Annotated in this window: 19 protein-coding genes; 9 read left to right on the top strand and 10 right to left on the bottom strand. The window is 63.5% G+C overall.

Annotation, left to right across the window (positions count from 1 at the left end):
- Positions 1–38: 38 nt before the first annotated feature.
- Together ABWW33_RS11495 and ABWW33_RS11500 are read right to left on the bottom strand one after the other, a co-directional pair.
- Positions 39–875 (bottom strand): sensor histidine kinase, encoded by an 837-nt coding sequence (locus tag ABWW33_RS11495; RefSeq protein ID WP_353401638.1) that lies wholly within the window; start codon positions 873–875, stop codon positions 39–41.
- On the bottom strand, positions 875–4,021 hold the full coding sequence (locus tag ABWW33_RS11500; RefSeq protein WP_176653350.1) for a DEAD/DEAH box helicase: 3,147 nt from the start codon (positions 4,019–4,021) through the stop codon (positions 875–877). Before ABWW33_RS11500 ends, ABWW33_RS11495 begins: the two co-directional genes overlap by 1 nt.
- A 216-nt stretch (positions 4,022–4,237) precedes the next feature.
- On the opposite strand from ABWW33_RS11500, the gene ABWW33_RS11505 reads away from it, so the two are divergent.
- From ABWW33_RS11505 to ABWW33_RS11515, 3 genes are all read left to right on the top strand, one after another.
- Positions 4,238–6,586: a Tex family protein gene (locus ABWW33_RS11505; RefSeq protein WP_353401640.1), complete on the top strand. Its 2,349-nt coding sequence runs from the start codon at positions 4,238–4,240 to the stop codon at positions 6,584–6,586.
- A 77-nt stretch (positions 6,587–6,663) separates the two neighbouring features.
- Positions 6,664–6,975, top strand: a complete 312-nt coding sequence (gene grxD, locus ABWW33_RS11510; protein WP_008443113.1) for a Grx4 family monothiol glutaredoxin — start codon at positions 6,664–6,666, stop codon at positions 6,973–6,975.
- Complete coding sequence (locus ABWW33_RS11515; protein ID WP_353401642.1) at positions 6,968–7,576, top strand: UbiX family flavin prenyltransferase; 609 nt, start codon at positions 6,968–6,970, stop codon at positions 7,574–7,576. The genes grxD and ABWW33_RS11515 overlap by 8 nt, the downstream gene beginning before the upstream one ends.
- Positions 7,577–7,590: 14 nt before the next feature.
- On the opposite strand, the gene ABWW33_RS11520 is transcribed toward ABWW33_RS11515, so the two are convergent.
- The 3 genes from ABWW33_RS11520 to ABWW33_RS11530 form a co-directional block, all read right to left on the bottom strand.
- On the bottom strand, positions 7,591–7,761 hold the full coding sequence (locus ABWW33_RS11520; RefSeq protein WP_020703835.1) for a hypothetical protein: 171 nt from the start codon (positions 7,759–7,761) through the stop codon (positions 7,591–7,593).
- A 247-nt stretch (positions 7,762–8,008) separates the two neighbouring features.
- Positions 8,009–8,416, bottom strand: coding sequence for a hypothetical protein (locus ABWW33_RS11525; RefSeq protein WP_176653347.1), 408 nt, complete (start codon positions 8,414–8,416; stop codon positions 8,009–8,011).
- Between the two features lie 243 nt (positions 8,417–8,659).
- Complete coding sequence (locus tag ABWW33_RS11530; RefSeq protein ID WP_353401645.1) at positions 8,660–9,712, bottom strand: MBL fold metallo-hydrolase; 1,053 nt, start codon at positions 9,710–9,712, stop codon at positions 8,660–8,662.
- Positions 9,713–9,799: 87 nt separating this feature from the next.
- Between ABWW33_RS11530 and ABWW33_RS11535 the strand changes: the two genes are divergently transcribed.
- The 6 genes from ABWW33_RS11535 (at position 9,800) to ABWW33_RS11560 (ending at position 16,431) form a co-directional block, all read left to right on the top strand.
- Positions 9,800–10,192 carry a MerR family transcriptional regulator gene (locus ABWW33_RS11535; RefSeq protein WP_176653345.1) on the top strand — a complete coding sequence of 131 codons (393 nt, stop codon included), beginning with the start codon at positions 9,800–9,802 and terminating at the stop codon, positions 10,190–10,192.
- Positions 10,193–10,267: 75 nt separating this feature from the next.
- Entirely contained in the window at positions 10,268–11,452 is a 1,185-nt protein-coding gene (locus ABWW33_RS11540) for an isovaleryl-CoA dehydrogenase (RefSeq protein ID WP_353401647.1), read from the top strand.
- A gap of 140 nt (positions 11,453–11,592) precedes the next feature.
- A complete protein-coding gene (aceK, locus tag ABWW33_RS11545; protein WP_353401649.1) occupies positions 11,593–13,416 on the top strand; it encodes a bifunctional isocitrate dehydrogenase kinase/phosphatase in 1,824 nt (607 codons plus the stop codon).
- Positions 13,409–14,608, top strand: coding sequence for an acetyl-CoA C-acyltransferase (locus tag ABWW33_RS11550; protein ID WP_353401651.1), 1,200 nt, complete (start codon positions 13,409–13,411; stop codon positions 14,606–14,608). The genes aceK and ABWW33_RS11550 overlap by 8 nt, the downstream gene beginning before the upstream one ends.
- 4 nt (positions 14,609–14,612) lie before the next feature.
- Positions 14,613–15,281, top strand: a complete 669-nt coding sequence (locus ABWW33_RS11555) for an SDR family oxidoreductase (protein WP_353401653.1) — start codon at positions 14,613–14,615, stop codon at positions 15,279–15,281.
- A gap of 22 nt (positions 15,282–15,303) precedes the next feature.
- Complete coding sequence (locus ABWW33_RS11560; protein WP_353401655.1) at positions 15,304–16,431, top strand: acyl-CoA dehydrogenase family protein; 1,128 nt, start codon at positions 15,304–15,306, stop codon at positions 16,429–16,431.
- Positions 16,432–16,483: 52 nt separating this feature from the next.
- On the opposite strand, the gene ABWW33_RS11565 is transcribed toward ABWW33_RS11560, so the two are convergent.
- The 5 genes from ABWW33_RS11565 to ABWW33_RS11585 are packed head-to-tail and all read right to left on the bottom strand — an operon-like array spanning position 16,484 to position 19,870.
- Complete coding sequence (locus ABWW33_RS11565) at positions 16,484–17,059, bottom strand: flavin reductase family protein (RefSeq protein ID WP_353401657.1); 576 nt, start codon at positions 17,057–17,059, stop codon at positions 16,484–16,486.
- Positions 17,059–17,763 carry an arsenical resistance protein ArsH gene (gene arsH, locus ABWW33_RS11570; protein WP_176653338.1) on the bottom strand — a complete coding sequence of 235 codons (705 nt, stop codon included), beginning with the start codon at positions 17,761–17,763 and terminating at the stop codon, positions 17,059–17,061. Before arsH ends, ABWW33_RS11565 begins: the two co-directional genes overlap by 1 nt.
- A 9-nt stretch (positions 17,764–17,772) precedes the next feature.
- Entirely contained in the window at positions 17,773–19,053 is a 1,281-nt protein-coding gene (locus ABWW33_RS11575; protein ID WP_353401660.1) for an arsenic transporter, read from the bottom strand.
- A gap of 14 nt (positions 19,054–19,067) precedes the next feature.
- Entirely contained in the window at positions 19,068–19,556 is a 489-nt protein-coding gene (locus ABWW33_RS11580) for an arsenate reductase ArsC (protein WP_353401662.1), read from the bottom strand.
- Complete coding sequence (locus ABWW33_RS11585; protein ID WP_353401664.1) at positions 19,553–19,870, bottom strand: ArsR/SmtB family transcription factor; 318 nt, start codon at positions 19,868–19,870, stop codon at positions 19,553–19,555. Before ABWW33_RS11585 ends, ABWW33_RS11580 begins: the two co-directional genes overlap by 4 nt.
- Positions 19,871–20,135 lie beyond the last annotated feature (265 nt).

The raw sequence follows: 20,135 nt of genomic DNA on the forward strand, positions 1-20,135 counted from the left end.
GATTATTGAGCAACCGTGCTCATTCCTGCCCTGCGGCGTCAGCTTGTGTCCAGAGAATTATCACTGTTGCCACCGGCCCGCGCAAGGCTTTTCCCGGAAGCGGCCGCTACAGGCAGCCAAATCCGAAATTCTGTGCCGCTTTCAGAAACATTCCGCGCGCTGACCGTACCGCCGTGCACGTCCAACACCGAGCGCGCCATATACAAACCCAGGCCCGATCCGGGTATGCCGGCGGCGTTACTGCCACGGAAGGATTTATCAAACACACGGGCCAGTTCCGCCTCGGGGATGCCGCGTCCATGGTCGCGCACCAGGAACTCGACCCCGCCTTCCATTGCCATTTTGCCTAGCAATTCTATAGGACTATTGGGCTCCGTGTATTTAATCGCATTATCCAGCAATATTTCTATGCATAAGCGTATGCCGGCCGGGTCGCAGCGCATCCATTGCGGCAAGCCGATGACCCGCAGCGAGACCGGATTGCGCCGGCTGCGCGCCTGTTCCACCACCGATTCCAGCAGCGCGGCCGGCGAGATTTCGTCGGGCTGGCGCGTGCGGCCGATGCTGGCCATGCGTTCGGGCGACAGGTATTCGTCCAGCATCGCCAGCATGCGGTCGACCGCCACCTGGATCTTGCGGTAGCGCTTGCGCGTGCCTTCGTCGTGATGGGCGCCGGTCATTTCCAGCCGCTGCACGGCGCCGTCTATGGTCGACAGCGGCGTGCGGAATTCGTGCGACAACATCGACGCGAACTTCTTTTGCTGGGCCGCCAGCTCCAGGCGCTCGTTCGCATGTTGTTCCAGCAGCAGGCGGCAACGCTCCACCTCCGCCCGGGACTCGCGCAACGCCGCCTCCAGTTCCGCGACGGTGGGCATTATTCCACCAGCGGCGCGAAGATTTGCTGCAGGTCTTCCTGGGTGAGCGCCATTTTCTGCGACTCGCCCTCGGCCAGGATCGATTGCGCCAGGTCCGATTTCTTCTGCTGCAGGACCTGGATTTTCTCTTCCAGCGTGCCCTTGGCGATCAGCTTGTAGACGAACACCGGCTTGTCCTGGCCGATGCGCCAGGCGCGGTCGGTGGCCTGGTTTTCAGCCGCCGGGTTCCACCACGGATCGTAGTGGATCACGGTGTCGGCCGCCGTCAGGTTCAGGCCGACGCCGCCGGCCTTCAGGCTGATCAGGAAAATCGGCACCGCGCCCTGCTGGAACGCCGCCACCTGCGCGCTGCGGTCCTTGGTGTCGCCGGTCAGCAGCGCATACGGAATGTCGCGCGCTTCCAGTTCTTCCTCGATCAGCTCGAGCATGCTGGTGAACTGCGAGAACACCAGGATCTTGCGGTTTTCCTCCAGCAAATCCTCGACCATCTGCATCAGGTCGATCAGCTTGGCCGAACCGGCGGCCTGCTGCTTCTTCGACGTGGACTTGACCAGCCGCGGATCGCAACAGACCTGGCGCAGCTTCAGCAGCGCTTCCAGGATCACGATCTGGCTGCGGGCCACGCCCTTGCGGTCGATCTCGTCGCGCACTTTCTGGTCCATCGCCAGCCGCACGGTTTCGTACAGGTCGCGCTGGGCGCCGGTCAGCTCGACCTTGCGCACCATCTCCGTCTTCGGCGGCAGTTCCTTGGCCACGTTGTCCTTGGTCCGGCGCAGCAGGAAAGGCTTGATGCGGCGGTTCAGCAGCGCGCGGCGCAGCGGATCGTCCTGGCGCTCGATCGGGTGGCGGAACACGGTGTTGAAACCTTTTTCATCGCCCAGCAGTCCCGGCAGCAGGAAGTGGAATTGCGACCACAGCTCGCCCAGGTGGTTTTCCAGCGGCGTGCCGGACAGGCACAGGCGGTGGCGCGCGCGCAGCAGGCCGGCGCTCTGGGCCGCCTTGGAGCGGGTGTTCTTGATGTAATGCGACTCGTCCAGGATGACCAGGTGGAAATCGTGCTCGCGCAGTTTTTCCTCGTCGCGCGGCAGCAGCGCATAGGTGGTCAGCACCAGGTCGGACTCGGCGATCTGGTCGAACTGGGCCATGCGGTCCTTGCCTTGCAGCAGCAGCACGCGCAGGCCGGGAGCGAAACGCGCCGCCTCTTCCTGCCAGTTGCCCATCAGGCTGGTCGGCGCGATGACCAGCGCCGGCGCCGTCAAGCGGCCCGCCTCTTTTTCGACCAGGATGTGGGCCAGGGTTTGCACCGTCTTGCCCAGGCCCATGTCGTCGGCCAGGATGCCGGCGAAGCCGTATTCACGCAGGAATTGCATCCAGGACAAGCCATCGCTTTGATAGTCGCGCAGCGTGGCTTGCAGTCCGGCCGGTGTGGCGATGCGCTTGACCGCGCCGAACTGGTTCAGGCGCGCGCCCATGTCGCGCAATTCCTCGCCGCCGGTCCAGAGCAATTCGACGTTGCGGGCCAGTTCGTCCAAGCGCGCGGCGTCCAGCGTGGCCATGTGCAGCGAGGTCTTGATTTTGTCGCTGAAATACAACTCGCCCAGCGTGTTCAGGATCGGTTTGACGCGGCCCCACGGCAAGGCGACGCGGCTGCCGTCCGGCAGGGTGGCCAGCATCTGGTCCTCGTCGCCGTGGTTGGCGATGGCTTTCGGATTGAAATCGTTGGGCGCGCCGCGGATCAGCTGCACCAGCACCGGCAGCAGCGGCACGCGCTCCTGGTTGACCACGATGCCCAGCTCCAGGTCGAACCAGGCGTGGCCGCCGTCGGCCGGATCCTCCACCACTTCGGCGTACCAGTCGCCGACGTCGGTGATGTCGTAGCGGTATTTGACGGTTTTCTCGACCTTCCAGCCGGCCTCTTTCAAGGCGGCGATGCCGTCGCGGGCAAAGCGTATCCATTCCGCCTGCGTCGGCAGCAACAGGCCGCCCTTGACGCTGCTCAGCGGCAGCGTGGCCGGCGCCACGAAATGACGCTCGGTCAGCAGCGACAGCGCCAAGCCTTCGGCGTCGGCGTCGCGCTGGATGATCTCGGTGACGTCGCCCTTCTGGCGCACCACGCGCTGCGACGGATCGAAGGACACGCGCTCGCCGTCGTAGTCGAACGACAGCACGGCGAAATCGTGCCAGCGCTGCAGCGAACCGTCGGCCAGCATCGCCGCGTCCAGGGTCAGCACCGGGCGCGGCTTGACGTCGTCGCGCACGCGCTGCGGCAGCGGCTGCGGCAGCGGCATCAGGCCCTGCAGGCCGTGCGCCAGCAGCAGCTGCGACACGCGCATCTTGTCGTTGGCGGTCAGCAGCGGGGCTTGCGCCACCAGCGCCTGCAGGTCGGCCAGCGGGATCGTCGCGCCGCCCTGGTTCAGCTGCAGCACGCCGCAGGACAGGTTGTCGATATACCACGGCGGATCGGTCGGCAGCATGTAGTCGACCTGGTCGGCGCCGACGTGCTTGGCGTTCGGCGGCGCCTGCACCTGCCAGCCCAGGCGCAGGCCCTTGCCTTCCTCGCGCCAGGCCAGGTTGGCTTCGCGCATCACGCCGCCCTTGAGCGGGTAGACCAGGCCGTTGCCGACGTCGGCCCAGGAGTTTGCCCAGAGCAATTTATCCTGTTCGGCCAGCATGTCCAGCAGAGCCGCGCCGATCTTGCCGCGCGGTTCGGTGGCCGAGCCGGTCTGGGAATTCTGTCCGCTGCGCATGGCAACGAAGAAGCGGATCAAGTCCTCGTCGCCGGGCGCGAGGAAACTCGGCGGCGCCGACAGCAGCGAAAACACCTCGCTGACGGGACTGGCCGCGGCGACGTCGCCGTTCGAGCGCAGGCGGGCCTTGTACAGGCACAGCGCCACATGGCGGCCGCCGCTGGTGGGCGCCATCACGTAGATCAGCTTGTATTGGGTTTGTTTGGGGTCGGTATCGACCGGCGGCGCGTTCAGTTTGGCTTTGGGATGGGCTGCGGCATCCACACGCTGCAGCCAGGTGGCTACGGCGTACGACAATTGATTCGCGGGCGGCGCAGGGCGGGCGGGAGATGCGGGGGCGGCCGGTGCAGCTGGCTTGGCGGGAACATCGTCGGTGGCGTCGTCGCGGGTAAAATCCATAGGTCGCATTGTTGTTCAAAGATGGTTCAAAAACGGCAACAGGCGATATTATCCGCCATACACGCGTTCGTGTTTGCGGATTCTTCATAAAACCCGCATGTAAACGTGTTACAGACCACGTTCTGGCCACGCCCACAGTCCTTTTGGACTGTCAAGACTGGCACATTCGCGCCGATTGCGTATCATTCCGGGCTTGACTGCTTAGGAATCACCCACATGTTGCCCTCTATCGAACAACGTCTTGCCCTGGAATTGACCTGCAAACCGGTTCAGGTCGCCGCCGCCATCGCCCTGTTGGACGAGGGCGCCACCGTCCCCTTCATCGCCCGCTACCGGAAAGAAGCCACCGGCGGCCTGGACGACATCCAGCTGCGTCTGCTCGAAGAGCGCCTGCGCTACCTGCGCGAGCTGGAAGACCGCCGTGCCGCTATCGTGGCATCGATCACCGAACAGAACAAGATGACGCCGGAACTGTTAGATGCTGTCATGCATGCAGAAGACAAGACCCGCCTCGAAGACTTATACCTGCCATACAAGCAAAAACGCCGCACAAAAGCGCAAATCGCCATCGAAGCGGGCCTGGCGCCGCTGGCCGACGGCCTGCTGGACAACCCGGAACTGAATCCGGAAACGGAAGCCGGCAAATTCCTGCGCGAAGCCTTCACCACCGCCGACGGCAACAATCCGGGCGTGGCCGACACCAAGGCGGCGCTCGACGGCGCGCGCCAGATCCTGATGGAACGCTTTGCCGAAGATGCAACCTTGCTGCAATCCTTGCGCGAATATGTACAAGAGCATGGGATTGTTGAGTCCAAGGTCATTGAAGGCAAACAGGACGAAGGCGAAAAGTTCGCCGACTACTTCGATTATTCCGAAACCATAGGCACCGTGCCGTCGCACCGCGCGCTGGCGCTGTTGCGCGGACGCCGCGAAGGCATCCTCGACGTCGTCCTGCGGCTCGATACCGAAGCCGAGAAACCGAAGTGGGACGCGCCGCACAATCCGTGCGAAGGCCGCATCGCCGCCCGCTTCGGCATCAAGAACCAGGGCCGTCCGGCCGACAAATGGCTGGCCGACACGGCCCGCTGGACCTGGCGCGTGAAGAGCTTCATGCACCTGGAAACCGAACTGATGGGCGCGCTGCGCGAACGCTCCGAGCTGGACGCGATCAACGTCTTCGCCACCAACCTGAAGGCGCTGCTGCTGGCCGCGCCGGCCGGCCAGCGCGCCACCATGGGCCTGGATCCGGGCCTGCGCACCGGCGTCAAGGTGGCGGTGGTGGACGCCACCGGCAAGGTGGTCGACACCGCCGTCATCTATCCGCACCAGCCGAAGAACGACTGGGACGGCTCGCTGCACACGCTGGGCCGGCTGGCCGCCAAGCACAACGTCTCCCTGATCTCGATCGGCAACGGCACCGCCTCGCGCGAGACCGACAAGCTGGCGCAGGACCTGATCAAGCAGCTTCCCGAGCAGAAAATGACCAAGATCGTCGTCTCGGAAGCGGGCGCTTCCGTGTACTCGGCGTCCGAGTTCGCCTCGCGCGAGCTGCCGGACATGGACGTGTCGCTGCGCGGCGCCGTGTCGATCGCGCGCCGGCTGCAGGATCCGCTGGCCGAGCTGGTCAAGATCGATCCGAAATCGATCGGCGTCGGCCAGTACCAGCACGACGTGTCGCAGACCCAGCTGGCCCGCTCGCTGGACGCGGTGGTCGAGGATTGCGTGAACGCGGTCGGCGTCGACGTCAACACCGCCTCGGCGCCGCTGCTGGCGCGCGTGTCGGGCCTGTCGGCCTCGGTGGCGCAGGCCATCGTTTCCTACCGCGACGTCAAGGGCGCGTTCACCTCGCGCGCGGCGCTGAAATCGGTGCCGCGCCTGGGCGACAAGACCTTCGAACAGGCGGCCGGCTTCCTGCGCGTGATGGGCGGCGACAATCCGCTGGACGCCTCGGCGGTGCACCCGGAATCGTATCCGCTGGTGGAGAAGATCCTGGGCGACATCAAGAAGGACATCAAGGCCGTCATCGGCGAGACCGCGCTGATCAAGACGCTGAACCCGGCCAAGTATGCCGACGACAAGTTCGGCGTGCCGACCATCTCCGACATCCTGAAGGAGCTGGAAAAGCCGGGCCGCGATCCGCGTCCGGAGTTCACCACCGCCACCTTCAAGGACGGCGTGGAAGAGATCCGCGACCTGCGTCCGGACATGATCCTCGAAGGCGTGGTCACCAACGTGGCGGCATTCGGCGCGTTTGTCGACATCGGCGTGCACCAGGACGGCCTGGTGCACATCTCGGCGCTGTCGAACACCTTCGTCAAGGACCCGCACACGGTGGTCAAGGCCGGCCAGGTGGTCAAGGTCAAGGTGCTGGAAGTGGACGAGAAGCGCAAGCGCATCGCGCTGACCATGCGCCTGACCGACAGCGCGCCGCAAGCCGGCTCGCAGCCGCAGCAGCGCGGCGACCGCAACGACCGCAAGAGCATGGGCCAGCACCAGAAGCAGGCCGCCAAGTCCGAGCCTATCGGCGGCAGCATGGCGGCGGCCTTCGCCAAGCTGCGCGGCTAAACCGGCCGCAATAATACCGGCGCCGGCATTTTCTTATAAAATGTCGGCACCTAATACATCTTTTCACTGAGGCAGCTATGAGCGACGTACAAACCTGGATCAAAGAAACCGTGACCAACACCCCGGTGGTGCTGTTCATGAAGGGCACCGCCCAGTTCCCGCAATGCGGCTTCTCCGGCCGCGCCATCCAGATCCTGAAAGCTTGCGGCGTTGAAAACATTGCAACTGTGAACGTTCTGGAAGATCCTGAAGTCCGCCAGGGCATCAAGGACTACTCGAACTGGCCGACCATTCCACAGCTGTACGTGAAAGGCGAGTTCATCGGCGGTTCGGACATCATGAACGAAATGTTCGAGTCGGGCGAGCTGAAAGCCCTGCTGGATGCCTGACAGACCGCGGCGGATCGTTGTCGCCATCACCGGCGCCACGGGCGCCGTGTATGGCGTGCGTCTGCTGCAACATTTAAAAGATGCCGGGTCGGGGAGCCGCCCTATCGAGACGCACCTGATCGTCTCCGATGCCGCGGTCCTCACGCTGCACCAGGAAACCGGGCTGCAGCGGCGCGAGGTGGAAGACCTGGCCCACGTGGTGCACAAGGTGCGCGACATCGGCGCCTCGATCGCCAGCGGTTCCTTCCAGTCTGACGGGATGATCGTCGCGCCCTGCTCGATGAAGACGCTGGCCTCGGTGGCCCACGGCCTGTCGGACAACCTGATCGCGCGCGCGGCCGACGTGGTGCTCAAGGAGCGCCGGCGGCTGGTGCTGATGGTGAGGGAAACGCCGTTCAACCTGGCGCATTTGCGCAATATGACGGCGGTGACGGAAATGGGCGGGATCATCTTCCCGCCGCTGCCGAGCTTTTATCACAACCCGCAAAGCATTGCGGAGATGGTCGATCACACCGTCGGCCGGGTCATCGATTTGTTCGGCATCGAGCACACGCTGGCCCCGCGCTGGAACGGCATGAAGCCCACCAGCGAGTCCAGCTAAAACCAGTTTCCAGCCTAGCGTTTATCGAACTGCGATCCGCTGGCTTTCTTCAGATCCCGCGCTTCCTCGACCATACGGCGGTGGGCGATACGCTTGCGCATCACCTCTGCATGTTGGGCGGCGGTCATCGGGGGGACGGTCATCAAATCTTTTAGCTGCGCGACGTTGCTGTAGTTACTTTTCATAAGACGGCTCAAAAGCTTGGCTCCCGAAGTAAATGCTGCGGTTCAGCGGCGCTGATTGCCTATTGTGCCTCAAATCCGTGTCGAATCCATGACAATTCGCAAGGCGTCCAAAAATAAAAAGGGCGCCCCCTGAGGTGCGCCCGGTCCGAACAAAAGCTGGCTAAACCGTGAAACTAGTTTCACACGGAAACACTGCTGTCGCCGGCCACATTCGGTCAAAATCTCTCCGTAATACTACTTAAAATGACTACTTTTGGTAATTAACACGGACCAACATGCGAATAAATTCGCGCGCGATCTGGCGATGATGCTCGTCCAGGCGCTGCAAATCGGCGATCAGCTTGACGTCGGCCGACTCGAAACGCGACAGGCCGTTGCCGCCGTCGCCGGCCGGCGCACCCGCCTCGGGGCCGCCAAAACGCAGCCATTCGGCCGGTACGCCCAGCCACTGGGCGATCATGCGCAGCTTTTCCTGGGTCGGTATCGCCTCTCCTACCAGCCATTTGCGGGCGGCGTGGACGGTAATCGGACGACCATCGAAACGGATGTTGAACTCCCGCGCCAACCGCGTCGGACTATCGGGGGAGTAGTGGGCGTTCTTGAGAGCCTGTTGTAAGCGCTGGCTAAAGCTTTCGCGTTCATTTGAAGAATTCATAATTGCACTATTTCACGTTGCGTCATGAAAGTCAGTCTCTTGTTTTTAAGATCTGATTGTGACGTGATAGGATTTTATAATTAACACTTCATCCTCTGTAAGTGCAAACGTCTGCGCGGGCCGGCTCCGAATTTTGTTCGGTTCCGCACCGCGAAAGGAGCCGAAATTCCGGAGGCTATTTCAGTGGAAATAGTGAAGTTATTACAATAACACCACTCCCCGTCTGGAGCCAAACTTTCGACGTCACTTCATACGGAAACGTATGATGCCGTCGGCCCCTGTTTGACGTCGCACGATACCGTCGTGCCACAATTTGTGCAGGTGGGCCAGCGCCTCGCCCAGCGCGAAGCTCAGTTGGTGGGCATCCAGCGCCCGCTTGAACATCAGCGGCACGATGTCGGCCGCCGACTGCCAGTCGCGGCAGGCGTCGACCACCTCGGCCAGCCGTTCGACATGGTGCTGGCGCAATTGTGCGATGCGGGTGTGCAAGCCTTTGAATGGCTTGCCGTGGGAAGGCAAAACCAGTACATCGTTCGGCAAATCAACAAATTTACCCAGCGAATCCAGGTACAGCGTCAGCGAGTTCGCCTCTGGCTCGACGGCGAAAACCGATACATTGGTAGAGATTCTTGGCAGCACCATGTCGCCGGCGATCAGCACGTTCAGCTTGGCGCAATACAACGACGCATGTTCCGGCGCATGGCCGAAACCGGTAATCACCCGCCATTGCTGGTCACCAATTGCCACCAACTGTCCGTCCTGGATGCGGGTGTAGGAGGATGGTACCGACGGTACCAGCGTCGGGTAGTAACTTTTCCGGCTAGTCATCTTTTCCAGCAGGTCCGGGTCGCGCAGGCCGTGGCGCTGGAAGTGCGGCAGCGCCGCGGCGCCGTCCACCCCCGGCAGGGCCGCCGACATCATGCGGGCGAACGCATATTCGCCGGTGGTGGTCCACAGCGGCGCGTCCCAGCGCCGGCACAGCCAGTCGGCCAGGCCGATGTGGTCGGGATGGCAATGGGTGGCGAACACCCGCCGCACCGGCAGGCCGTCCAGCCCCGTGGCGTACACCGCTTCCCAGGCTTCCCGCGTGGCGTCGGTGGCGACGCCGCTGTCGACGATGGCCCAGCCCGCATGCTCCTGGTCATCGTCCCTGAGCAGCCACAGATTGATGTGGTCCAGCGCGAACGGCAGCGGCATGCGCAGCCAGCGCAGGCCGGGAGCGAGCTCGTGCACGGTGCCGGCGGCCGGGATGGTGTCGCCCAGCGGATAATCCAGTTGCGCTTCGAGTGGGTTCATTTTTCTTCTTTCAGGAAGTCAGGCGCGCTACAATGTGCTTGACGTTGACGTAAACGGAAATTGTACGACTTTACCGCAAACCTAGAGATGCCTACCTATACCATCACCGAACTGGCCCGTGAATTCGACATCACGGCGCGCGCCATCCGCTTCTACGAAGACCAGGGCTTGCTCAATCCCTCGCGCGAGGGCGCCGGCGGCCGCAACCGAGTCTACACGCCGCGCGACCGCACCCGCCTCAAACTGACCCTGCGCGGCAAGCGCCTGGGGCTGTCGCTGTCGGAGATCAAAAGCCTGGTCGACATGTATGAAACGCCAAAAGACACCAGCGCCCAGATGAACCGCTTCCTCGACGTGCTGGCGCATCACCGCGAAACGCTGGAACAGCAGCGCGAAGACATCGAAATGTCGCTGGCCGAGGTCACCGCCCACGAAGACGAGTGCAAACGACTGCTGGCGGCCATCGCCGAACGTGGTTGACGTTTACGTTAACGTAACATGGGCGTATCATAGGCGCTCCAACCCGCTCCACAAAACAAAAGAATCGAGGACGACATGCTCCATCTCCCAGGCCTGACCTTTGACCACGGCGAAGACATCGCCGCCCTGCGCGAAGCCGTGCAACAGTTCGCCGCCGCGGAAATCGCGCCGCGCGCCGCAGAAATCGACCGCAGCGACCAGTTCCCGATGGACCTGTGGCGCAAGATGGGCGAGCTGGGCGTGCTCGGCATCACCGTGCCCGAGGAATACGGCGGCGCCAACATGGGCTACCTGGCCCACATCGTGGCGATGGAGGAAATCTCGCGCGCCTCGGCCTCGGTCGGCCTGTCCTACGGCGCCCACTCTAACCTGTGCGTCAACCAGATCAAGCGCAACGGCACCGAAGAGCAAAAGCGGAAATACCTGCCCAAGCTGATTTCCGGCGAATACGTGGGCGCGCTGGCCATGTCCGAGCCGAACGCCGGCTCCGACGTGGTCAGCATGAAGCTGCGCGCCGACTTCAAGGGCGACCGCTGGGTGCTGAACGGCACCAAGATGTGGATCACCAACGGCCCCGACGCCGACGTGCTGGTGGTCTACGCCAAGAACGACCTCGAAGCCGGCCCGAAAGGCATGACCGCCTTCCTGATCGAGAAACATTTCAAGGGCTTCTCCGTGGCGCAGAAGCTGGACAAGCTGGGCATGCGCGGCTCGCACACCGGCGAACTGGTGTTTGAAGACTGCGAAGTGCCGGCCGAAAACGTGCTGGGCGGCCTGGGCAAGGGCGTCAACGTGCTGATGTCCGGCCTGGACTTCGAGCGCACCGTGCTGTCCGGCGGCCCTCTGGGCATCATGCAGGCCTGCATGGACGCGGTGGTGCCGTACATCCACGACCGCAAGCAATTCGGCCAGCCTATCGGCGAATTCCAGCTAATGCAGGGTAAGATTGCGGACATGTACTCGACCATGATGGCGTGCAAGGCCTATGTCTACGCCGTCGGTCAGGCTTGCGACCGCGCCACCAGCCCGGAAGCGGTCCGCCAGCTGCGCAAGGACGCGGCGGGAGCCATTTTGTATAGCGCGGAAAAAGCGACCTGGATGGCCGGCGAGGCGATCCAGACGCTGGGCGGCAACGGCTACATCAACGAGTATCCGGTCGGCCGCCTGTGGCGCGATGCCAAGTTGTATGAAATCGGCGCCGGCACCAGCGAAATCCGCCGCATGCTGATCGGCCGCGAACTGTTCGCGGAAACCAAGTAAGAGCCCAGCGGGCACGTCATCCCCGCGAAAGCGGGGATCCATGCTGAGCTGGACTAACCGGCGTTCTATGTCCGCTTGCGCGGGAAGTCATTCCGCCCAGTGGGCGGAATGACGGTTCAACCGACATCGGTATTCGACCCATGATCCAGGCTGCTTTCCCAAAACTGCTGCGCTCGCAGATCGCGTTCGACATCGCGCGCACGATACGCGACGGCTTCGACAAGCACTACCGCTTGTTCCGCCAGACCAGCCAGCAGGCCAAGCAGCACTTCGAGCGCGGCGCGTGGGTCGCGGCGCAGCAGGCCGCGCGCGAGCGCATCGACTTCTACGACAAGCGCGTGCAGGAATGCGTGCAGATGCTGGAAGACGAATACGACGCGGAGGAACTGACCGACGAAGTGTGGCGCGAGCTCAAGCTGCACTACATCGGCATGCTGTCCGACCACAAGCAGCCGGAGCTGGCCGAAACCTTCTTCAACTCGGTCTGCTGCAACATCCTGCACCGCAGCTACTTCCACAACGAATTCATCTTCGTGCGCCCGGTCGTGTCGACCGAATACATCGAAACCGAGGAACCGCGCCCGACCTACCGCGTCTACTATCCCGGCACCGACGGCCTGCACTTCACGCTCAAGCGCATCATCACCAACTTCCAGCTGGACGCGAAATTCGTCAACCTGACGCGCGACGTCGAACAGGTCGAGGCGCGGCTGACGCAAATCTTCGGCAACGCCAAGCTGGAGCCGAACCACCAGATCCACGTGCTGTCGAGCCTGTTCTTCCGCAACAAGGGCGCCTACATCGTCGGCAAGGGCATCAACGGCAACCGGGAATATCCGTTTGTCGTGCCCATCCTGCACAACAAGCATGGCGAGCTGATCCTCGACACCGTGCTGTTCGACCCCGAGCAGATCGCCGTCCTGTTCTCGTTCACGCGCGCCTACTTCCTGGTCGACATGGAAGTGCCGTCGGCCTACGTGCAGTTCCTGCGCACGCTGCTGCCGCGCAAGCCGCGCAGCGAGATCTACACCATCCTCGGCCTGCAAAAGCAGGGCAAGACGCTGTTCTACCGCGACTACCTGCAGCACCTGAAGCACTCGTCCGACCTGTTCGAGATCGCCCCCGGCATCCGCGGCCTGGTGATGCTGGTGTTCGCGCTGCCGTCGTTCCCGTACGTGTTCAAGGTCATCAAGGATTTCTTCCCCCCGCCCAAGGAAACCACGCGCGCGCTGATCAAGGAAAAATACCTGCTGGTGAAACACCACGACCGCGTCGGCCGCATGGCCGACACGCTGGAATACTCGAACGTCGCCTTCCCGCGCCACCGCTTCAAGGAAGAGCTGATCGCCGAGCTGAAACACTACGCGCCGTCGCTGATCGAGGAGGACGGCGAGCAGATCGTCATCAAGCACCTGTACATCGAGCGCCGCATGGTGCCGCTGAACATCTGGCTGACCAACGCCGAGAACGACAACGACGACGTGCAGATCGAGCACGGCGTGCTGGAATACGGCAACGCCATCAAGGAACTGGTGGCCGCCAACATCTTCCCCGGCGACATGCTGTACAAGAACTTCGGCGTCACCCGCCACCAGCGCGTGGTGTTCTACGACTACGACGAAATCGAATACATCACCGACTGCCATTTCCGCAATATCCCGGAAGCGCGCAACGAGGAAGAGGAAATGGCCGCCGAACCGTGGTACCCGGTCGGCAAGTACGACGTCTTCCCCGAGCAGTTCGGCAGGTTCCTGCTGGGGAACGCCAAGATCCGCAAATTTTTCATGAAGCATCACGCCGACTTGTTGACGCAAGCCTGGTGGCAAATGCGCAAACAGCGCATTCTGGATGGCCACGTCGAAGACGTGTTCCCGTATCCGCAGCACATCCGATTCAGCAATCAACACGCAAACCCACCGGCGGCGATCCAGCCGCCATTTATGGAGATACTAGAAAATGAATGATCCTATCGTTATCGTCGGTGCAGCCCGCACCCCCATGGGCGCCTTCCAGGGCGACTTCTCCGCCAAGGCCGCGCACGACCTGGGCGCCGTCGCGATCCAGGCCGCCGTCGAGCGTTCCGGCATAGCCGCCAATCTGGTCGAGCACGTCTACTTCGGCAACTGCCTGATGGCGGGCCAGGGCCAGGCGCCGGCGCGCCAGGCCCTGCTGAAAGCCGGCCTGCCGACCTCGACCGGCGCCGTCACGCTGTCCAAGATGTGCGGCTCGGCGATGCAGGCCGCCATCTTCGCCCACGACCAGCTGGTCGCCGGCAGCGCCGAGGTGGTCGTCGCCGGCGGCATGGAATCGATGACCAACGCGCCCTACCTGGTGCCGAAGGCGCGCGGCGGCTACCGCATCGGCCACGGCATGCTGTTCGACCACATGATGTACGACGGCCTGGAAGACGCCTACTCGCGCAACGAGAAAACCGGCGAAGGCCGCTCGATGGGCACCTTCGCCGAAGAGTGCTCGGCCAAGTACGAATTCACCCGCGAGGCGCAGGACAACTTCGCCATCGAATCGGTCAAGCGCGCGCAGGTCGCCACCAGCGAAGGCTGGTTCAAGTGGGAAATCGCGCCCGTCACCGTCACCAGCCGCGCCGGCGACACCGTCATCGACAAGGATGAAGGCCCGCTGAAAGCCAAGGTTGAGAAGATCCCGACCCTGCGCGCCGCGTTCAAGAAGGACGGCACCATCACCGCCGCCTCGTCGTCGTCGATCAACGACGGCGCCGCCGCGCTGGTGATGATGCGCGAATCGACCGCGAAGAAGCTGGGCCTGACGCCGATCGCCAAAATCCACGGCCACGCCACCTTCGCCAAGGAACCCAACCTGTTCACCACCGCGCCGATCGACGCGGTCGAAAAGCTCTACAAGAAAATCGGCTGGAGCACCAAGGACGTCGACCTGTTCGAGATCAACGAAGCCTTCGCCGCCGTGCCGATGGCCGCCATGCGCGACCTCGACATCCCGCACGACAAGATCAACATCCACGGCGGCGCCTGCGCGCTGGGCCACCCGATCGGCGCCTCCGGCGCGCGCATCATCGTCACCCTGATCGGCGCGCTGAAGCGCACCGGCGGCAAGAAGGGCGTGGCGGCGCTGTGCATCGGCGGCGGCGAAGCCACCGCAATGGCCATCGAGCTGGTGTAAGCGGATGGCGACGGCACTCATCATCGGCGCCTCGCGCGGCATCGGCCTGGAAATGGCGCGCCAGTACCTGGCCGACGGCTGGCGCGTGATCGCCACCGCGCGCAAGGCGGAAGATGTCGACACGCTGGCCGCGATGGGTGCCGAAGCCCATGCGCTGGACGTGACCAATGTCGAGGCCTGCGCCGGCCTGGGCTGGAAGCTGGACGGCGAGGAGCTCAACGTGGCCATCCTCAACGCCGGCGTGTACGGCCCGCGCCACGACGGCTTCCCGCTGCAGACGGACTTCGACAGCGTGATGCACACCAACGTGCTGGCGGCAATGCGGCTGCTGCCCATCATCGCGCCGATGGTGGGCGCGGCGCGCGGCAAGCTGGCGGTGCTGTCGTCGAGAATGGGTTCGCTGAGCGAGCGCAACAACCCGAGCGGTTCGCTGTACCGCGCCAGCAAGGCCGCGCTGAATTCGGTGCTGATCGACACGGCGCTGACGTTCGGCAAGCAGGGCGCGACCTGCGTGGCCTTCCATCCGGGCTGGGTGCGCACCGACATGGGCGGCGCCGGCGCCGATATTTCGGTGGAAGAAAGCGCGGCCGGCATCCGCGCGACGCTGGCGGCGCTACCCGCGTCCGACACGGCGGTCTATCGCAATTACGATGGTACAACCATCGGCTGGTAACACAAAACATAAACGAGACAACATGATACTGAGCGAAGAACACGAAATGATCCGCGATGCCCTGCGCACGTTTGCGCGGGAGCGTCTGGCCCCCAACGCGGCCCGCTGGGACAAGGAGCATCACTTCCCGAAAGAGGAATTGAAAGAGCTGGCGGCGCTGGGCGCCTTCGGCGTGGCCGTGCCGGAAGCGCTGGGCGGCGCCGGCATGGATTACGTGTCCCTCGCGCTGGTGCTGGAAGAGATCGCGGCCGGCGACGGCGGCACCTCCACCATCATCTCCGTCAACAACTGCCCGGTGTGCAGCATCGCGATGATGTACGCCAACGACCAGCAGAAGCAGCAATGGCTGCGTCCGTTGGCGCAGGGCGAGATGCTGGGTGCCTTCTGCCTGACCGAGCCGCACACCGGCAGCGACGCCGCCGCGCTGCGCACCACCGCCACGCGCGACGGCAATGAATACGTCATCAACGGCACCAAGCAGTTCATCACCAGCGGCAAGTATGCGGACGTGGCCATCGTCATGGCCGTGACCGACAAGGCGGCCGGCAAGAAGGGGATCAGCGCGTTCTGGGTGCCGACCTCGGCGCCGGGCTACATCGTCACCGGGCTGGAGCAGAAGATGGGCCAGCACTCGTCGGACACCGCGCAGATCCTGTTCGAGAACTGCCGCATCCCGGCCGAAAACCTGATCGGGGAGGAAGGCCAGGGTTACAAGATCGCCCTGTCCGGACTGGAAGGCGGCCGCATCGGCATCGCCTCTCAGGCTGTGGGCATGGCGCGCGCCGCGTACGAGGCGGCGCTGGCGTATGCCCGCGAGCGCGAGAGCTTCGGCAAGCCCATCTTCGAGCACCAGGCGGTGCAGTTCCGGCTGTCGGACATGGCGACGCAGATCGAAGCGGCGCGCCAGCTGATCCGCCACGCGGCCTCGATGAAGGACGCCGGCCTGCCATGCCTGAAGGAAGCCGCGATGGCCAAGCTGTTCGCCTCCGAGATGGCGGAGCGGGTATGTTCGGACGCGATCCAGGTGCACGGCGGCTACGGCTACGTGTCCGACTTCCCGGTGGAGCGCATCTACCGCGACGTGCGCGTCTGCCAGATTTACGAAGGCACCAGCGACATCCAGAAACTGCTGATCGCCCGCGCGCTGTAACCCCGGCCGTCTGAAACAACCCGGGGTCAGATCTGACATTCGGACACGGGCTCTACGTCTTGACCACCGCTTTTTCGCCGATCGCATAGAAGGTGCCGCCGGCGATGTAGTGCAGACTGCGCCAGTCGGGGCCGGCGGTTTCGAATTCCCAGTGCCCGTTGCGGAACACCCGGGCGTCGGCGAACGCGGCCACCACTTCGCCGATGAACAGGTCGTAGGTCTGCTGGTTGTGCGGCTCGGGAATCACCTTGCAGATCAACCAGGCCGAGCAGCCGGCAACCAGTGGCGCCTCGTAGCCGCCGGCATGAAACAGCTCGACCTTGCATTGCTCCAGCTTGGCCGGATGGTCAGCCAGGCTCTTGCTGCCGACCGCATACGTCAGATCCAGCTGCGCCATGTTGGGAACCTGCAGCACGAAGTGGCCGCTGCGCTCGACCAGCGCGCGCGTGCTGGTCGCCTTGTCCAGCACCACGGTGACCTTGGGCGGCGAGAAATCCAGCGCGCACGACCAGGCCGCCGCCATCACGTCGCTGCTGCCGCCATGGCTGGCCGACACCAGCACCGTCGGCCCGTGATTCAACAGGCGGTAGGCTTTTTCCAGCTCGACCGGCAGTATGTGCAGATCCATTAGATTTTCCCGAGTTGTCGATTGATCGCCTTGATCGAACGCTCGTTGCGCTCGCTGTAGCGGTCGGTCAGGTAGTCGGTGCGGCCGCGCAGCAGCAAGGTCATCTTGAACAGCTCTTCCATGACATCGACCACCCGTTCATAGTAACCGGAAGGGCGCATGCGGCCGGCGTCGTCAAACTCCTTGTACGCCATCGGCACCGACGACTGGTTCGGTATCGTGAACATGCGCATCCAGCGCCCCAGCAGCCGCATGGTATTGACCACGTTGAACGATTGCGAACCGCCGCACACCTGCATCACGGCCAGCGTGCGTCCCTGGCTCGGACGCAGCGCGCCTTGCTCCAGCGGGATCCAGTCGATCTGGTTCTTCATCACGGCGGTGATGGCCCCGTGCCGCTCCGGGCTGCACCATACCTGTCCCTCGGACCATAGCGACAAGGCGCGCAGCTCCTGCACCTTGGGATGATCTTCCGGCACGCTGCCCGCCATCGGCAATTCGGTCGGATCGAAGATTTTCACCTCGGCGCCGAAATGCTCGAGGATGCGGGCCGCCTCTTCGGTCAGGAAGCGGCTGAACGAACGCTCCCGCAGCGAGCCATACAGCATCAGGATGCGCGGCGGATGATCGAAGTTTCCAACCGGCGCCAGCTTGTCCAGCGTCGGCGTGTCCAGCAAGGCGGGATTGATGTTGGGCAGGTCCATGATTCCCTCTCAATTCAAACGCACGGCCAGCGCCGCCAGCGTGACCAGCAGCACCGGCAAAGTCAGGCAGATGCCGACGCGGAAGTAATAGCCCCAGGAAATCTGGATGCCCTTGTTCTCCAGCACGTGCAGCCACAGCAGGGTCGCCAGGCTGCCGATCGGCGTGATCTTCGGCCCGAGGTCGCTGCCGATCACGTTGGCGTACACCATGGCTTCGCGCACCACGCCGGTGCTGCTGCTGGCGTCGATCGACAGCGCGCCTATCAGCACAGTCGGCAGGTTGTTCATGATCGACGACAGGATCGCCGTGATGAAACCGGTGCCGATGGCCGCGCCCCAGACGCCGTAAGCCGCGCATTGGTTCAGCAGGCCGGTCAGGTAGTCGGTCAGGCCGGCGTTGCGCAGGCCGTACACCACCATGTACATGCCGAGCGAGAACACCACGATCTGCCACGGCGCATTGGCGAGCACCGCACGCGTGGAGATCCGGTGTCCGCGCGCCGCCACCGCCAGCAGCAGGGCGGCGCAGACGGCGGAAGTGGCGCTGATCGGCACGCCGAGATCTTCCAGCCAGAAGAAACCGATCAACAGCAGGCCCAGTACCCACCAGCCGGTCAGGAAGGTGGCGCGGTCGTGGATCGCATGTTCCGGCCGCTTGATCTGCTCGACGTCGTAGTCCGCCGGAATGTCGTGGCGGAAGAACCAAATCAGCACGCCGAGCGTGGCGGCCACGGACACCAGGTTGACCGGCACCATCACCGCCGCATAGCGCGCGAAGCTGACGCCGAAGTAGTCGGCCGAGACGATGTTGACCAGGTTGGACACCACCAGCGGCAAACTGGCCGTGTCGGCGATGAAGCCGGCCGCCATGACGAAGGCCAGCATGGCCTTGCCCGAGAATTTCAGCTCGCGCAGCATGGCGATGACGATGGGCGTGAGTATCAGCGCCGCGCCGTCGTTGGCGAACAGCGCCGACACCGCCGCGCCCAGCAGCACGAACAGGGTGAACAGGCGCTTGCCGCTGCCGCCGCCCCAGCGCGCGACATGCAGCGCCGCCCATTCGAAGTAGCCGGCCTTGTCCAGCAGCAGGCTGATGACGATGATCGCGACAAAGGTGCCGGTGGCGTTCCAGACGATGTGCCAGACCGCCGGAATATCGCCGACGTGGATCACGCCGGCCAGCAGCGCCACGGCGGCGCCTGCGGTGGCGCTCCAGCCGATGCCGAGTCCGCGCGGTTGCCAGATGACGAGAGTGAGTGTGGCGATAAAAATCAGTAATGCAATCAGCACAGGCGCTCCCGCGTTCAGATGCCATTGGCGCCGACGGCGCCGATGCGGTCGAGCTCGACCTTGAACGCGGCCTTGTCGCCGGCCAGTTGCGCCAGCGGCAGGGCCAGGAAAGCCTCGATGCGTGCGCGGATGATGCGGTAGGTCAGCTCGAACGCCGCCTCGATTTCTTCCTCGGTGCCGATCACGTGACCGGGATCGTCGACGCCCCAGTGCGTGCGCAGCACCGGGCCCAGATAGGCCGGGCAGGTTTCGCCCGCGGCGCTGCCGCACACCGTCACCACCACATCCGGCGTCAGCGGCAAATCGTTCCAGGACTTGCTGTAATAGCCCTCGGTCGAGATGCCCTTGCGCGCCAGCAGCGCGACCGCGCGCGGATGCAGCTGGCCGGCGGGCTGGCTGCCGGCGCTGATCGCCTTCAGTCCGGCCGGCGCCAGGTGGTTGAAGACGCCTTCGCTCAACACCGAGCGGCAAGAGTTACCCGTGCAAAGAAACAAAATATTCATGGTGCGCATCCGATAGTGGGGCCGCACGGCAGGCCGCCGCAGCAATTTTCAGTCAGGAAGCCGATCAGGCCATTCATGGCGCCGACGTCGGCGGTATAGATAACGAAGCGTCCATCCGGGCGCGAACCGACCATGCCCGCATGGCTCAGCTCCTTCAGGTGGAACGACAGCGACGACGGCGAGATATCGAGCCGCTCAGCAATTTTGCTGGCGGCCATGCCTTCCGGCCCGACCTGCACCAGCAGCCGGAACACGGCCAGCCGGCTTTCCTGGGCCAGGGACGACAATCCCGCCAACGCTTGTTTAGTATCCATAAGCGGATGCTACCGTAAATAATTCGATATTTCAAATAATATTGAATCGTTTCGTCAATAAAAAAAAGCCCGCATCTCAGCGGGCTTCGTTCCAATGTATTACCAATGCTTTAATCGTATGCCGGGGTCCAGTGCTATCTGCAAAGTGACTCCAGAGTCTCGGACGCCCATGCTATCTGCGTGGTGCCTCCAACGTGTAAATCGACCATCGTATCCGGAATTACAACTCCAGGTTTGGCGTCAACTGCGGTTCGGTCTTACACAT

Source organism: Duganella hordei (assembly GCF_040369125.1).
Classification (GTDB): Bacteria; Pseudomonadota; Gammaproteobacteria; order Burkholderiales; family Burkholderiaceae_D; genus Rugamonas; species Rugamonas hordei.

Coding starts and splice junctions, on each gene's coding strand:
- ABWW33_RS11495 (WP_353401638.1), bottom strand. CDS start 875: ATGCCCACCGTCGCGGAACTGGAGGCGGCGTTGCGCGAGTCCCGGGCG.
- ABWW33_RS11500 (WP_176653350.1), bottom strand. CDS start 4,021: ATGGATTTTACCCGCGACGACGCCACCGACGATGTTCCCGCCAAGCCA.
- ABWW33_RS11505 (WP_353401640.1), top strand. CDS start 4,238: ATGTTGCCCTCTATCGAACAACGTCTTGCCCTGGAATTGACCTGCAAA.
- grxD (WP_008443113.1), top strand. CDS start 6,664: ATGAGCGACGTACAAACCTGGATCAAAGAAACCGTGACCAACACCCCG.
- ABWW33_RS11515 (WP_353401642.1), top strand. CDS start 6,968: ATGCCTGACAGACCGCGGCGGATCGTTGTCGCCATCACCGGCGCCACG.
- ABWW33_RS11520 (WP_020703835.1), bottom strand. CDS start 7,761: ATGAAAAGTAACTACAGCAACGTCGCGCAGCTAAAAGATTTGATGACC.
- ABWW33_RS11525 (WP_176653347.1), bottom strand. CDS start 8,416: ATGAATTCTTCAAATGAACGCGAAAGCTTTAGCCAGCGCTTACAACAG.
- ABWW33_RS11530 (WP_353401645.1), bottom strand. CDS start 9,712: ATGAACCCACTCGAAGCGCAACTGGATTATCCGCTGGGCGACACCATC.
- ABWW33_RS11535 (WP_176653345.1), top strand. CDS start 9,800: ATGCCTACCTATACCATCACCGAACTGGCCCGTGAATTCGACATCACG.
- ABWW33_RS11540 (WP_353401647.1), top strand. CDS start 10,268: ATGCTCCATCTCCCAGGCCTGACCTTTGACCACGGCGAAGACATCGCC.
- aceK (WP_353401649.1), top strand. CDS start 11,593: ATGATCCAGGCTGCTTTCCCAAAACTGCTGCGCTCGCAGATCGCGTTC.
- ABWW33_RS11550 (WP_353401651.1), top strand. CDS start 13,409: ATGAATGATCCTATCGTTATCGTCGGTGCAGCCCGCACCCCCATGGGC.
- ABWW33_RS11555 (WP_353401653.1), top strand. CDS start 14,613: ATGGCGACGGCACTCATCATCGGCGCCTCGCGCGGCATCGGCCTGGAA.
- ABWW33_RS11560 (WP_353401655.1), top strand. CDS start 15,304: ATGATACTGAGCGAAGAACACGAAATGATCCGCGATGCCCTGCGCACG.
- ABWW33_RS11565 (WP_353401657.1), bottom strand. CDS start 17,059: ATGGATCTGCACATACTGCCGGTCGAGCTGGAAAAAGCCTACCGCCTG.
- arsH (WP_176653338.1), bottom strand. CDS start 17,763: ATGGACCTGCCCAACATCAATCCCGCCTTGCTGGACACGCCGACGCTG.
- ABWW33_RS11580 (WP_353401662.1), bottom strand. CDS start 19,556: ATGAATATTTTGTTTCTTTGCACGGGTAACTCTTGCCGCTCGGTGTTG.
- ABWW33_RS11585 (WP_353401664.1), bottom strand. CDS start 19,870: ATGGATACTAAACAAGCGTTGGCGGGATTGTCGTCCCTGGCCCAGGAA.